The organism is Marinifilum sp. JC120, assembly GCA_004923195.1.
Taxonomy (GTDB): Bacteria; Desulfobacterota; Desulfovibrionia; order Desulfovibrionales; family Desulfovibrionaceae; genus Maridesulfovibrio.
In genome coordinates, this window is the sequence record RDSB01000006.1 from 83,708 (window position 1) to 97,743 (window position 14,036).

Here is a 14,036-nt window from a genome sequence, read left to right on the forward strand (position 1 = left end):
ACGATTGATGGCTTCTCCGCGAAAAGTGGCGGAGCCGAAGGGACTCGAACCCTCGGCCTCCGGCGTGACAGGCCGGCGTTATAACCAGCTTAACTACGGCTCCGCATACATAATCAAGGCGTTAAGCGGCGCTTGATTGCGTTGTGTGAAGAAGTTTCTATGTAAAACTGCATTTGCTCGCAATTATAAAGATAAAAAATAATTATAATTACCTACTCTCGCTTCAACCTGTCGTTAAACATCATGGATAACAATGGTTTGTAACGCGAAAAATAGCTTGTTTTTTATGCTTTGGACAGCTTTACAACAACGTTGGCCATGCCCACTTTTTTCAGCATCTGGTACCTTGTTTCCGGGGTGCTGATTTTTTCAATAGCTTTTTCAACGGCAAGGTAAGGAACCATTGAAGTTGTAAACCTGGTGTGCCCGAAAAAGGGTGCTACCTTGAATCCGACCTTAGATCCCAGCTCGGAGATGCTGGAGTATGTGGGCAGTCCGATGTGTTCGGGAATGTGTTGGCGGATGTTGTGAAGGTGCGGTGCGCGAACGTAAAATGTTCCGCCGTTTTCCAGCATTTCATAGACTGCCTTGAGGTGGGATTCCTGCAAATCGTAAGGCAGGTGCTCATACATATCAAATGAGTAAATAATATCGAACTTTTCATTCAGCGGTTTGGTTGCATCAAGGGGGATGCTGCGGACTCCGGCATTGTGTCTGTCAGATAGTTCCTTAGTCTGGATGATGTTGGTTTCTGACAGGTCTGTAGCAGTCACTTCCTTCCCTTTCAAAGCGAAAAAAACGGCTGAAGATCCAAAACCGCAGCCTACTTCGAGGGTTTTGGTTTTTCCATTTTTTAAAATGGCATTGAAAAGGGATCTGACTTTGTTAGGGTATTTGCCCTTGAGATAGTTCGCAATATGTTTTTCTTCGTTATTCATATCCAGCATGATGAGACCTCTGATTTGTAGCTTTTATTTAAGTAATCTAAAAATAGCATGATGAATCAATCAAGCCCTATGCAATTAAATTGTAGTCTTGTTAATGATAACAGAAGAGGTTGTCGGGGCGACCTCCCTTCGTTATTTCTGTTGGTAGGACTATTGGCTTGAATTGGATTTTTTCATTGCAGATTGCTCCTATACAGCAAATAGTTAACTTAATCTACAATCACAATGTTGCTGGTATGGTTTAAAAGTATATTGGCCGATGGATTAAAAACTAAGGCTTATCCCTACCCCTACTTCGCGTCCTTTTTCTTCTGTGGGCAGCCCATGATTGTTTTCCATTATTTGGTCGTCTCTGCCGGAAATAACTCCCGCACTGATTCCATCGGAAACTTCGATGTCGTCATACGGTTTTGCCAGCTCATCAATTCTGCTTTCAATGATAGAAGTGTGTGTGGCGGAGTTATGCTTGATGTCCAAATCATTGCTCTGTTTGATCTCAGTAGCTTGGGATTGAGTCGTTGCCACTGACAGGAACATGATCGTTGCTAATATTTTTAATTTATAGTGCATGAGGTTACCTTTCCTATAATTTTGTTATGGAATTATTTAAGCATTATTCCTGAGAATACAATAGAGATAGTCTGTTTTTGCTGGGTAGATATATTATATTTGCTGATCTAAGCTCTTTTAAATTTTAAGTATGAGGCAGAATGTGTCTGCTTACTTGGCTTGATGCTTGTGAAAGTGTATTGAGTTGAGAAAATAAAGAGTGATGAGGTCGTCGACGAATTTACCGTAGCTCGAAGGGTTTATGCTGTTTTTTATGACGAAATCAGGAGAAAATTTGGCATTATGAAAGATAAATTCAGTGTATGTATTGTGGGCCCATTTGACGCAGGCGTTGCTGCCCTGAAACAGTTGGGGCATGCTGTCCTCTATGTTGCGCATACCGAAGAACTGTTTTGCAATTTGCCGGATATTCTTGAAAAGAACGACTTTACCCCGGATCTGGTATTGCAGGTCGAATGTCTCGGTAGGCGGACATTAATTCAAGGCTTGGATGGTCTTGACTGTCCAACGGTTTTCTGGGCCACGGATCCCCATCTGAATTTGCATTGGCACAATGCTTATGCCCGGTTGTTCGATCAGACTTTATCCACTCAGCAATCCATGGTTCCATCGTTCAAGGCAGAAGGGCTTTCCGATGTCCGATGGCTCCCCAGATTTGCATTTAATATGGTTTCGCCACCTGTTGCCGACCGGAAGAATGATATTTCTTTTGTGGGAAGGCTGAGTGATCAGCGTCCGGGGCGCAAGTGGATGGTCGATTTTATCAGAAGCAGGGTGGGGGAACGGCCTTTCCCGGTTGAGCAATCTTTGAGCCATAGTGACATGCTAGCACTGTATCAGGATACGAAAATCATACCCAATGAATCCATTCTGGGAGAGGTCAATTTTCGTCTTTTTGAGGGGACCTCATGCGGCTGTCTGTTGCTCACTCAGGAGCTGGGTGACGAACAGGCTTCGTTGTTTGAGCCGGGGCGTGAAATCGATACATACGCAGATGTTTTGGAGTTGGAAGAAAAAATAAAGTTGTATTTGGGTAATGATAGATTGATTCAAACCATGGGGCAGGCCGCACATAAGCGGGTTCAGTCTGAGCATCTGCCCATTCATCGAATTGAACGGATTCTGCAATACGCAAAAGATGCAGTCCGCAGACGGGCTACAGGGGAAGAGTCTGATAAATGGCTCGCGATTACAGTTGCTTCCATGTGGGAGTCCGGCATGCTTGATTTGCAGGTTCGTGATGTGTTGTCGCGCCTTGCTTCCCTTGAGCAGGATGACCATGTGGTGGTCGCCACGCTTCGTGTGCAAGCTGTGGCCGGTGCGAATTCGGTGATGGAAGATAATCTAGTGAACTTAATAGGCGGAGAATTGTATGAAGATTCTTTTTGCTTGAATTTTACTGGTTCTACTGCGGCTCTACGTCTTGGTAATTGGGATGTGGCCAAGGCGTTCTGGTATCAGCATTTGGAAACAGTAAATAGCACCAAGCTGCCGCCTAAATCACCGAAAGATCTTCTTATCCTTTGGGCCAAGGAACTCAAGCGCAACAATCGTTTTTTTTGGGGAGGATTTCCGTTTAATTCCAAAAGGCATCTGCCGCATACGGCAACAGATTGTCTTCATTCTCTTTATGAGACAGAACCGGAAGATGTTGAAATTTTGCGCCTTATTGATGTTATGCTGCGTTCTCGCAAGGAGTTGGATCAGGTTCGGGGCGGCTTTCTTTCCCCTCTTGCTGCGCACGAATCTAAAGATTGGCGGCTTTCATTTGAGCTGGCTATGACAAATTTACATAGCTATCGGCTTGATGAAGGTATGCAAAAGCTTGTTTTAACGAGAGAGTTGGCCCGCGAGCACGGGCAGGAGAAAGCGTTTAGCATGGCATTGAGGGGGCGTGATGAATCGGGGCTGATTTCTAAACGCTTGATGGAATGTTAGAAACAGAAAAAGCCACCAATCTTACGATTGATGGCTTCTCCTGAAAAGTGGCGGAGCGGCTATGACTCCTGTTCTTTTTTATACTCGGCTGTTACGCCGTCCATGTTAATTCTTTCAATCTCCGTTATACCTGCAAGAACCTGTCCTCTACTGTCAAAATCAGCTTTTATATCGGGGCGTTTGTCGAAGTAGTCCATGGCAAAGTGGATGTGTTCAGCAATATGTTTGTCGTCATATAATTCAATATCCATCTTATTAATTTTACATGATGGATGCACATCAAAGCTGAAGCATGCAACTTTGTCGAAATGTTCAGTTACAAAGTCAAGTGTTCTGACTAGGTCCTCTTTTGTAGAAGTCGGCAGACCTATAATTATTTCTGTGCGGAGGAAAGTGTCAGGCTTTACTTCTTTTATTTTTTTGAGAAGAGGACTCATTTCTTTCGAGTACGGATCTCTTCCCAGTTTTTCCAGAACTTTTCCGTTCAATGTCTGGAGCGGTATTTTAATGTCGACAATTTTAGGATGTAGCAATGTTTCGCCATACAGTCTTACCCATTTGGGAGCAAAGTCACCTATATGTAGGACAGCATCACCAAGTAGGGGGGTGATGGTATTTATCATGTCTGTGTAGGTTTGTTTCGGATTGAGATCAAGTCCCCATGAGCCGCCGTTGTTTCCTTCAAGTACAAAGGTTTTTACTCCTTGCGCCACTCCTTCGCTTGTTTGCTTACACAAAACTTCCAGTGGCTGGCTTTTTTCAGCCCCTATTGAAAGCTGATGGGGGCAATAGGCACATCCTTCAGTGCATCCTTCCTGAATGAGCAAAAATCTGCGGGTCGGGTCGAAACTTACATAATCCTGTTTGCGGAATATGCCAGGAATCATGATTTTATTGAAGGGTGTATTTATTGGAGGGATTATGTTCTCAATACGTTCCGGGTAGCGGGCAGGGACAAACAAATCTAATCTGGGTGTGTTCTTTTTAAAAAATGTCCTGTCAATTATTGGTAGGCAACCGAATACGACCACAGTGTTTTCAAGCTTTGCAATATCCTGCATTTTGGCAGCGTAGACTGAGAAGTCAGGAAGGAATGCTCCGCAGGCGCCTATCAGTACGAAGTCGGCTTTGTGGGCTTCCTCTGTCTCCACCCCTCCATTTTGCAGAATATATTGCCTTAACTGGTTTAAGCGCAGAAGGTAGGAAATACATAAGCCGTTTTGCCAGATGTAAAAAGAGAAGTTGTTCTGGGGCATCAGGATTATCCCTTAAGGTGTGAAGTTTATTCTTTTATACAGTAGGAAAGCATTGCGCTGATATCGAGTCTTTGCATACGCAGGTTGCCGATTCCAAGTTGTTCCATTGCTGCAATTGTCTCGCCCGGATAATCTTTATGGTTGATCTCATCAAAAACAAGAACCCCGCCTTTGGGTATTCTCTCCCAAGCAAGCTTAAGTACTTCTTTGGTTGGTTTATACAAATCGACATCCATGTAGAGTAATCCGATCACAAGACTGGGGTTCTGTTCGAGGTATTCTGCAAAGGTTTTACAGAGATCGCCTTTAACCAGCTCAACCTTGGGGATATGCCCCAAGGTTCTGTTCTTATCGTACAATGAGATGGCTTCCTTTAGAGTTTCATAACCTCCAAAATTAAGTCCACCTTCCAGCATATGTTTTGCAGAGCTTGATTTGTCTTCGTTTGCAATGGAGGTAAATCCTTCGAATGTGTCGAAGCCGATTATTTTTCTAGTGTAGTGGTATGGTTCAAAAATAGAGCAGAGATGAGCAAAGGTCATCAGTCCGCTTCCGGCAGCAACTCCGCATTCAACGATAGATCCTGGGATGTTTTTGACCAGCTTGTAAATTTCGTATTTCTCAATAAAAGTGGTAATGTTTTGGCGAGTTGCAAATACAGGGAAATTCTGTACTTTTTTCATTGTGCTCGGCTCTGGTGACTCAATAAAATTTGAAAGCTGGTCATAGAACTTTAACTGTTCATCGGTATTTCTGCTTTTCTCGATGTTTTTTTTGAAATCGTCCATGATAGGGCTCCCTGCTGTTTTTTAAATTATATTAAAAGATTACTAGATATTATTTACAAAAGCAATAATTATAGGCTTTGTCTCTACCCTAAAGAAGGGGGGAGGTGAAGAATGCTGATTAATAGAAAGGCACCAAAGCACAAAACAGAAAAAGCCACCAATCTTACGATTGATGGCTTCTCCTGAAAAGTGGCGGAGCCGAAGGGACTCGAACCCTCGGCCTCCGGCGTGACAGGCCGGCGTTATAACCAGCTTAACTACGGCTCCGCATATATATTAAACGTGTTAAGCAACGTTTAAATCTCTGAGGTGGTAGGCGGAACAGGGCTCGAACCTGTGACCCTCGGCTTGTAAGGCCGATGCTCTCCCAACTGAGCTATCCGCCCACGTCAGTGTGGTTTTACGTAAGCCCCTTGAATGTCTGTCTCCATTCGGTGTTGCTCACTGCCACGAGGAGGGATACTGCCGATGTCGGCCTGTTTTGTCAAACGATTTTCTTGATATATTTAAAATAAATTCTAGTCACCTGAAATAGTTGCGTTTTTATGTGCGATTTCTGCGAACTTTTCCATGCTCTCAATGGGGTTTTCAGTCTGGAAAATGTTTCGGCCTATGCAACAACCCTTGCAGCCTGATTTTAGACCCTCTGCGGTGTTGTTTAGAGCACCTTCCAGATTCTGCCCCAGCGGCCCTCCGGTGACCAGTACCGGAATCGGGCTGGCTGCTACTGCCTTCATGAAAGTATCCCCGTTGTTGGGGTAGGGCACGGCTACGATGTCCGGTCCCAGTTCCGCGCCGATGCGGATACAGTGGGCCACAAGGCTGGAGTCGTGCTCGTTGACGATCTGGTTGCCTCTTGCAAGGACAGTCGCTAGTACCGGGATACCGAATTGGTGCGCTTCATCGGTTATTTCGCCAAGATCCACCAGCATGCGGTCTTCCAGTTCATTACCGATATTCACATGCATGGAAACCGCATCCGCACCGAGACGCAAGGCTTCAGAGATGGAACAGATGATGTTTTTATTGTAGGAAGGAGAGCCGTGTCTTGTTCCGGCATTAAGCTGGATGATCAGATTTACATCGGTGGGTACTAAGTGTCCGTAATGTCTGGCCAGCCCTTTGTTGAGGATTACTCCCTGAACACCGGAGGCAGGCAGGGATTCGAGTATGGACTGGATGGAACCAAGTCCTTCGATCATGCCTTCATTGGCTCCGTGGTCGAGGGCCAGTATCAGCGCGTTTCCACTTTCCTTGTCAAAAAGCCTTTGCAGGCGGCGGTTTGTTCCGTTCATTATGTTCTTGATCCTTATATTATTTGTCTGTCCAGACGTACCGGGGGCCTTTTTTTCCGGTAAATCCGAGTAGCATGTCTTTATAGTAAAGCCCTACCGGGCCTTTGCCTTTAGCCGGGGCGGAGAGGCTTTGTCCGGCCAGCAGATTGGTTATGTCTTGCGCTTTTTCAATTACCAGTGCCGAACTGTCCGGCTTTTCAGGTAGCAGGCAGCGTCCGAACGGGTCGGGCTTGAACTTGTCCCTGTTCAGTTTTCCGATGTGGAATCCCTGCCAGCGCAATTCTTTGGGTAGGATTTCAAGGGCATGCTTGTTCAGAAACATGGCCTTGCCTTTGAATTCGTATATCTCGCCATCCGGCAGAGCGGAAAGATCCACTGAGCCGGGAAATTCTGTCTTCTTAATATTAATTTTTTTGCCCGGAGGATTGCAGGTCTCCGGGATTTGCGGTTCTTCATTGCCCGGCTTACGTAGTCCACAGAGGTAGAACCCCTGTCCACCGCCGGAACCGTCCACACGCAGTACTCCGTCCATATTAGGCAGGAGCGGGGCGGCAATGGTGAATCCTTCGGGGCGGGGCAGGTCAAAAAGTTTAAAACCCAGTTCCTCGGTTGCAAAACGGGTCTGCTCCTCGTTTTCCTGCACGTTGGTGGTGCAGGTGGAGTAGACCAGCCGTCCGCCGGGGGCCAGCAGTTCATGAGCCTTGCTCAGCAGCTTGCGTTGCAGGTTAACCAGCGGGATTGTTTTCTCACCCTTCCATACTTCCATGGCCTTGGGGTTCTTATTTAGGGTTCCCCAGCCGCTGCATGGCGGGTCGAGCTGGATGGTTTTCCAGCTTGAGGGCGGTAGGGGCAGTTTTTGTGATTCATAATGAACAGTGGCGGTGTTAACGGCCTGAGTTTTGCGCAGGTTCTGACGCAGCAGGGCCAGACGGTCACTGGAAGGTTCGCTGGCTAAAACGAATCCTTCACGTCCTACTAAACGGGCCAGCAGCCCGGTTTTGCTTCCGGGAGCAGCGCACATATCAAGCACAACGTCCCCTTCTGCCGGGTTAAGCATGAGCGGTGGCAGCATGGATGAGCGGTCCTGTATGTAGATTCGTCCGAATCTTGCGGCTACTGATTCGCCCAGCGGAAAAGGTTCCTTTTCCAGAATGCGGGCCATGGAATAGAATGGTTCCGGCCTGAATTCAAAACCTTGCGCGCGAAGCAGTTCTTCCACTGTTTCCACATTTTTCGGGGAGCAGACCAGTCTGAATGTTCTTAAATCTGTAGTCATATGTAGTATGTTGCGGTCGGGAGAGTTTGCAGTTGAGAGGTATAAAGGGAGTAGGAAGCCGCAAAAAAAGTAAAATTATGTAAAATTTTGGCCTGATATAACTTAAGAAAGACAGACCGAAATATAAAAAGTCTCAAAAACCCTTGTAAACAGGAGCCAGAGAGATAAAACAGCAAGGCCCGTTTGACAAGGGAATCATTTGCCTGTTCGCTTCTTTGACTTTGCGTCCCACTGCATTAGCTGCTACAAGCCTTTTACCCGTTTTTAATAAATAGGCAGAACCGGCTGCCGCCAGTTTTCTTTGCCGGTAGGATCCTTTCGTTGGATAAAATTTTGTAATTACAACATATATTGACTGTAAATTTAGTCTGGAGGATTAACAATGTTGTTTCGACGTTTGATGATTTTTTTCATTGTCGCCGTTACCATGCTGGCTGCTAGTGTAGCCTTTGCAAAAGATGCCCGCACATACGCGGTTTACCCTTTTGAAATCAATGGACCGTCCCAATACAAGTATCTGAGCCGCGGTGTCCAGACCATGTTGATTTCCCGTTTGAACTGGACCGGGCATTTTGAGCCTATGGCCGGTTCTTCCGATCTGAAAGAAGCTGATGCACCCAAGAATAAAGTTGATGAAGTAACGAAAGTTCAAACTCTTGATGTTGACTATATTGCGCTTGGTTCTGTGACGATTGCAGGCAAGAAGGCTTCTGTGGATGTGTGCATGATCAATGCGGAAGGACATTCCTGGACTAAAAGCGCCCAGACTACAATTTCCGAGCTGATTCCCGCAATTGATGGCATCGCCAAAGAAATCAAGGGTGAACTCTTCAAGAAACCGGGCAGCAAAAAAGATAGCGAAGAAGAAGCTAAGCGTGAGGAAGCCCGTCCTGACAGTCCCGTGAACCCTGAGTTTGTTACTGCGGCCGGTGCTGGGAAGATTCTTGAAAGTAAGATCAACCCTCAGTTCAGGTATCAGGGCGGAACCGAAACTCCGGGTCGCTGGCGTAGCCAGACCATGAAATTTGTTAACCGTGGCGGATTCGTTCAGGACGTGACCGGCGACGGTAAAAAAGATCTGGTCGTTCTGGGTGAAACAGATGTGAAGGTTATGAGCATTAATGGCCAGCATCTGAAGGAGGTTGCTACTTACAATTACGGTAAGCGTGCTTCCGGGCTGCGGATCAGCGGTATTGATCTGAACAGGGATGGTGTCTACGAGGTTGTTCTGTGCACCGAAATGGGCAGGAAGCCTTATTCCTACATAATTTCATTTGAAGGAAAAACTCCCAAAGTCCTGCTTGACCGCAACAAGAACTTTCTTTCTGTGATCAGAACTCCCCCGAACTTTACCGAAGCTCTTGTGGGCCAGCGTTTTGACCCGCACAGGACTTTCTATTCCAAGGATCTTGTTGAATACTCTTATTCCAATGGTGACCTGATCCCAATTCGAAAACTGAAAGTTCCCAGTTATACTAATGTTTTTAATTTGAGCTATTTACCGATCAAAGGTGATGATTACAAAATAATCATGCTCAACAAGTATGGCCGGGTTAATCTTTTCGATAAGAGCCTTGAACCTATCTACGAGAGTACCAACACTTACAACTCCGCAGCTGTCGCTATTGATACGGTTTCAAAATCCAGAGGGTTCAACGAGGAGAATAAGAAAGAGCGCATGGAGCATAATTATTACATCCCCATGCCCATTTCGGTTGTTTCCATATCCGATCCGAGCAAAAAGGAAGTCCTGCTGAACAAGGACCTTTCTGTGGCTGGACAGGTTTTTTCCAACTACAAGAATTTCTCTCAGGGTGAAATTCATGCTGAATTCTGGGACGGCGTAGGCCTGAACTTGGCTTGGAAGACCCGCCGTATCAAAGGAACTGTGACCAGCTACGGCGTTGCCGATATCGATAATGACGGGGCAGACGAACTCTACTGCATTCTGAATACTTATCCCGGATCGTTGGGGGTTAAGTTCCGCAAAACTCTGGTTATGGCCTACGAACTCAATATGGGCCAATAAGTCTGTTTTACCGGGCCTCCCGCTTCTTTGCGGGAGGCCTTTTTTATGATATATCTGCCATTCTTTCAGGCGGAGCTGCCTTGCCCTGCTTCGCCGCCCAATCAAAAAAGTAAGTCCTTACAATGGAGGAAGTGTGATGAGAACCGGAAAAAATGCCGGGATGCTTGCTGTGTTCATGTTGTGTGCGGTCCTTTTAAGTTCTGTTTCTGTTGTTTCTGCGGCAGAAGTCAGCCTTAGTTATGCAAACTTTCCGCCTGCTAAAACTTTTCCCTGTGTACAGATGGAACGCTGGAAACAGGAAGTTGAAAAAAGGACCGGCGGCAAGGTTCAGGTCCAGACCTACCCCGGATCAACCCTGCTGGGTGCAAAGAATACCTTGCGCGGTGTAATGCAGGGGCAGGCCGATATCGGTTGTGTGAGCCTTGCTTATCATCCGGGCGTATTCCCGCTCAGTTCTGTATTTGAGCTTCCGCTTGGATTTACCACTTCAACATCCGCCAGTCTTGCCCTCTGGGATCTTTATATAAAATACCAGCCCAAGGAATTTAGAAAGTTCAAAGTGCTGACCATGTTTGCTTCCGCACCTTCCAATATTATGACCAAGGTGCCTGTTCGCACTCTTTCCGATCTTAAAGGTTTGGAAATGCGTGCTTCCGGAATTCTGTCCAAAATTCTTGAATCGCTTGGTGCTACCCCGGTTTCCATGCCCATGTCCGCAACTCCCGAAGCTTTGCAGAAGGGTGTGGTAAAAGGTCTTTTTTCCTCTTTTGAGGTGCTTAAGGACTTGAATTTTGCGGAGATTTGCCGTTATGAAACCGAAACCAATACAGCGGTTTATCCTTTTGCCATCATTATGAACAAGAATTCATGGAATTCCCTGCCCGAAGACGTCAAGAAAGTTCTTAATGATCTTGGACGGGAACAGGCTGAATGGACCGGAAAGTACATGGATGAGCATGTGAAGAATTCACTTGCATGGGCTAAAGACAAGTATTCCATTGAGATGATCAAGTTGTCTGACGCTGACATGCAGGCCATCAAGGATAAGACCCTGCCGTTGATTGATGACTGGAAGAAGAAAGCTGCTGCCAAAGGAATAGACGGTGCTGCCGTACTTTCCGATATCGAAGCTTCCCGCGTTAAATATGAAAAATAATTAGTGAGTTCCCCGTCAATATTGGCGGGGAACTTTTAATAAATATTATGATTGATTATCTTGAAAAAATAGCCATCTGGATTTGCCGTGCTCTGGCGGTAATTGCCGGAACTGCTTTGACGCTGATGATTTTGCTGGCCTGCGCGAACATGGTTTCGCGTGCGGTCTGGGTTCCGGTTAAGGGGACCTTTGAGCTGATGGGATTTCTCGGCGCGGTGACTGCCGGATTTTCTTTGGGATTTTCACAGCTGTACCGCAGTCATATTGCGGTGGGGCTTTTGTTTCGCCATTTTCCCGGTCCGGTCCAGGTAGTGCTGGATGCATTGTCCAGTGCGGTCTCCTGTGTGTTCTTCTTTTTCTGTGCCAATGAAACCTTTAAATGGGGCATGTTCCTTTATGACCTTGAAGAGGTTTCCGAGACACTGGGAATTCATTTTTATCCTTTTGTGTTTGCTGTGGCTTTTGGGTGTCTGGCCATGGCTTTTGTAATCATGCTTGATATCCTTCGTATCCTGCGCGGTAAGGAACCGCTTAAACCCGCTTAATATTATGGAACCGATTACTATAGGAATTGTGGGCATTCTCAGCCTGCTGCTGGTTATTCTTGTGCTGCGCGTACCCGTGGGCTTTGCCATGGGCATTATCGGGTTTATCGGCTTTGCCAAGGTTTTGAATCTCAAGGCCGCTTACGGAATGCTGGGAACGGAAATCTGGAATGTTTTTTCCTCTTACGGGCTGACAGTTATCCCTCTGTTCATTCTCATGGGCCAGATTTGTTTTTATTCCGGGGTCAACGAGCGGCTCTACAAATCCGCTTATGCATGGATGGGGCACATTCGGGGCGGAATCGCCATGGCAACGGTCATGGCTTGTGCCGGATTTGCGGCTATCTGCGGTTCCAACACCGCCACCGCCGCCACCATGTCCACTGTGGCTTTGCCGGAAATGAAGAAATTCAAGTATAATCCCATTCTTTCCACCGGCTCGGTGGCTGCCGGGGCCACCCTCGGCGTGGTTATCCCTCCCAGTGTGGTGCTGATCATCATCGGCCTTCAGACCGGGGAATCCATCAGCAGATTGTTTATGGGCGGGGTAATTCCAGGAATCCTGCTTTGTGCGCTTTTTCTGTTTACCGTCTACATGATGTGTGTGGCCAACCCTGACTGGGGTCCGGCAGGTCCTGAAGTTTCCTTTAAGGAAAAGTTGGCTTCACTGCCCGGTTCCATTGAGATGATCATTCTTTTTGTACTGGTTATGGGCGGTCTTTTTGCCGGCTGGTTTACGCCCACAGAGGCCGGGGCAGCAGGGGCGGCTTTTGCTCTTCTAATCAGTATTGTCTCTCGCGAGATGACCTTTAAGCGATTTACTGCCGCTGTCAGCGATACTCTCAAGGTTTCCTGCATGATCATGACAGTAATGCTTGGGGCTGTGATTTTCGGTCGTTTTCTGGCTGTGACCCGTATTCCCTTTGAAGCTGCCAATTTTATTGCAGCCCTGCCCATTCCGCCCACGGTGATCATTTTGCTCATTTGTGTGATCTACGTCATCGGCGGTATGGTCATGGATGCATTGGCTCTGTTGCTGATTACTATCCCTATCTTTTTTCCCATTGTCAGTGCCATGGGGTACGATCCGGTCTGGTTCGGTGTTTTGATTACCATTGTGACTACTCTGGGGGCTATCACCCCGCCAGTGGGAGTGACGACCTTTATTGTCGCTTCCATGGCCGAGGATGTGTCTATTGATCGGGTTTTTCTGGGTGTGAGTTATTTTCTGATTGCTTACGTTGCACTGGTCGCTTTAATGCTTCTGTGTCCGGCTACGGTTACTTTTTTACCAAGTTTACTTTAAATGGCAGCAGAATTTGTAAAAGTTACTAAGCAAGAATCCGGTCAGAAGCTGGTCCGTTTCCTTGAGAGAAGAGTGGGTAGTGACGTGCCACGCTCAGCTATCATGCGTTGGATTCGCAAAGGTAATGTGCGGGTGGATAAAGGCCGCTGCAAACCTTTTGATCTGGTCAAAGAAGGGCAGATCGTGCGTATCCCGCCATATAAGGCTGATGAAACGCAGCAGAAAAAACTTCCCGCACTTCCCCTTATCTATGAGGATGAAAATTATCTGGCAGTGTGCAAACCTGCGGGGCTGCCGACTCAGGGCGGAACTGGGCATGATGATTCTGTTGCCGACCGCCTTCTTTCCATGTTTGCGGATGCTCCTTACAAACCTGCCCCTGCCCATCGGTTGGACCGTGATACTTCCGGCGTGATTCTGGCCGGGAAATCCCATCAGGGGCAGAAGAATCTGTCTGATTTTTTCGCAGAACACGGTGAAGGCGGGAAATATTACCTCGCACAGGTGGAAGGTAGCTGGGACCAAGAAGGCTGGACTGAGTTGCGTGACAAAATGGAAAAGCGTGGCCCCAAAGGTCGGGAGAAAGTTGAGGTTGGATCGGGTAAAGAGGCCGTCAGTTCTGTTTGTCCTGTAAAAACAGGTGAAAAAACATCGTTGCTTATCGTAAGGCTGCATACAGGGCGGACTCATCAGATCCGGGTGCAGCTTTCCTCACGCGGCTTTCCTATTGTGGGGGATACTAAATACGGTGGCAAGCAAGGTAAAATGAAACTCCATTGTTTGCGCATTGAAACTCCGTGGTTTGTTGCCGCCTGTCCTTCAGACTGGGATAATCAGCCTGATATTTCTGAGTATTTTTTCGAAGTTTAAGATTAAAATTATCAAGATATTTTACTTGTAGATTGAGACAGTTGAACTAGATTCGACTGT

At 46.7% G+C, this 14,036-nt stretch carries 12 protein-coding genes and 3 tRNA genes; 6 read left to right on the plus strand and 9 right to left on the minus strand.

The window, feature by feature from the left end:
• Positions 1 to 26: 26 nt before the first annotated feature.
• The 3 genes from D0S45_07765 to D0S45_07775 all read right to left on the minus strand — a co-directional run bounded on the left by D0S45_07765 (position 27) and on the right by D0S45_07775 (position 1,517).
• A tRNA-Asp gene (locus tag D0S45_07765) sits at positions 27 to 103 on the minus strand.
• 181 nt (positions 104 to 284) lie between these two features.
• A complete protein-coding gene (locus D0S45_07770) occupies positions 285 to 947 on the minus strand; it encodes a class I SAM-dependent methyltransferase (GenBank protein ID TIH17052.1) in 663 nt (220 codons plus the stop codon).
• Positions 948 to 1,211: 264 nt separating this feature from the next.
• Positions 1,212 to 1,517 (minus strand): hypothetical protein, encoded by a 306-nt coding sequence (locus D0S45_07775; protein TIH17053.1) that lies wholly within the window; start codon positions 1,515 to 1,517, stop codon positions 1,212 to 1,214.
• A 282-nt stretch (positions 1,518 to 1,799) separates the two neighbouring features.
• Between D0S45_07775 and D0S45_07780 the strand changes: the two genes are divergently transcribed.
• Complete coding sequence (locus D0S45_07780; GenBank protein ID TIH17054.1) at positions 1,800 to 3,455, plus strand: glycosyltransferase family 1 protein; 1,656 nt, start codon at positions 1,800 to 1,802, stop codon at positions 3,453 to 3,455.
• A gap of 59 nt (positions 3,456 to 3,514) precedes the next feature.
• On the opposite strand, the gene D0S45_07785 is transcribed toward D0S45_07780, so the two are convergent.
• The 6 genes from D0S45_07785 to D0S45_07810 all read right to left on the minus strand — a co-directional run bounded on the left by D0S45_07785 (position 3,515) and on the right by D0S45_07810 (position 8,070).
• On the minus strand, positions 3,515 to 4,711 hold the full coding sequence (locus tag D0S45_07785; protein ID TIH17055.1) for a hypothetical protein: 1,197 nt from the start codon (positions 4,709 to 4,711) through the stop codon (positions 3,515 to 3,517).
• 26 nt (positions 4,712 to 4,737) lie between these two features.
• Positions 4,738 to 5,499, minus strand: coding sequence for a class I SAM-dependent methyltransferase (locus tag D0S45_07790; protein TIH17056.1), 762 nt, complete (start codon positions 5,497 to 5,499; stop codon positions 4,738 to 4,740).
• A gap of 190 nt (positions 5,500 to 5,689) precedes the next feature.
• A tRNA-Asp gene (locus tag D0S45_07795) sits at positions 5,690 to 5,766 on the minus strand.
• Positions 5,767 to 5,809: 43 nt separating this feature from the next.
• Positions 5,810 to 5,885 (minus strand) — tRNA-Val (locus D0S45_07800).
• 132 nt (positions 5,886 to 6,017) lie between these two features.
• The gene (locus tag D0S45_07805) at positions 6,018 to 6,794 is read right to left on the minus strand and encodes a fructose-bisphosphate aldolase (protein TIH17057.1); all 777 of its coding nucleotides are present in this window, start codon (positions 6,792 to 6,794) and stop codon (positions 6,018 to 6,020) included.
• Positions 6,795 to 6,813: 19 nt separating this feature from the next.
• Positions 6,814 to 8,070: an RsmB/NOP family class I SAM-dependent RNA methyltransferase gene (locus D0S45_07810; protein ID TIH17058.1), complete on the minus strand. Its 1,257-nt coding sequence runs from the start codon at positions 8,068 to 8,070 to the stop codon at positions 6,814 to 6,816.
• Between the two features lie 382 nt (positions 8,071 to 8,452).
• Here D0S45_07810 and D0S45_07815 point away from each other — a divergent pair, with 382 nt between their 5' ends.
• From D0S45_07815 to D0S45_07835, 5 genes are all read left to right on the plus strand, one after another.
• Positions 8,453 to 10,099 carry a VCBS repeat-containing protein gene (locus tag D0S45_07815; protein TIH17059.1) on the plus strand — a complete coding sequence of 549 codons (1,647 nt, stop codon included), beginning with the start codon at positions 8,453 to 8,455 and terminating at the stop codon, positions 10,097 to 10,099.
• Between the two features lie 136 nt (positions 10,100 to 10,235).
• Positions 10,236 to 11,255, plus strand: coding sequence for a C4-dicarboxylate ABC transporter substrate-binding protein (locus tag D0S45_07820; protein ID TIH17060.1), 1,020 nt, complete (start codon positions 10,236 to 10,238; stop codon positions 11,253 to 11,255).
• A gap of 47 nt (positions 11,256 to 11,302) precedes the next feature.
• Complete coding sequence (locus tag D0S45_07825; protein ID TIH17061.1) at positions 11,303 to 11,800, plus strand: TRAP transporter small permease; 498 nt, start codon at positions 11,303 to 11,305, stop codon at positions 11,798 to 11,800.
• 4 nt (positions 11,801 to 11,804) lie between these two features.
• Positions 11,805 to 13,106, plus strand: a complete 1,302-nt coding sequence (locus D0S45_07830) for a TRAP transporter large permease (protein ID TIH17062.1) — start codon at positions 11,805 to 11,807, stop codon at positions 13,104 to 13,106.
• Positions 13,107 to 13,976, plus strand: coding sequence for an RluA family pseudouridine synthase (locus D0S45_07835; protein ID TIH17063.1), 870 nt, complete (start codon positions 13,107 to 13,109; stop codon positions 13,974 to 13,976).
• The last annotated feature ends 60 nt before the right edge of the window (positions 13,977 to 14,036 follow it).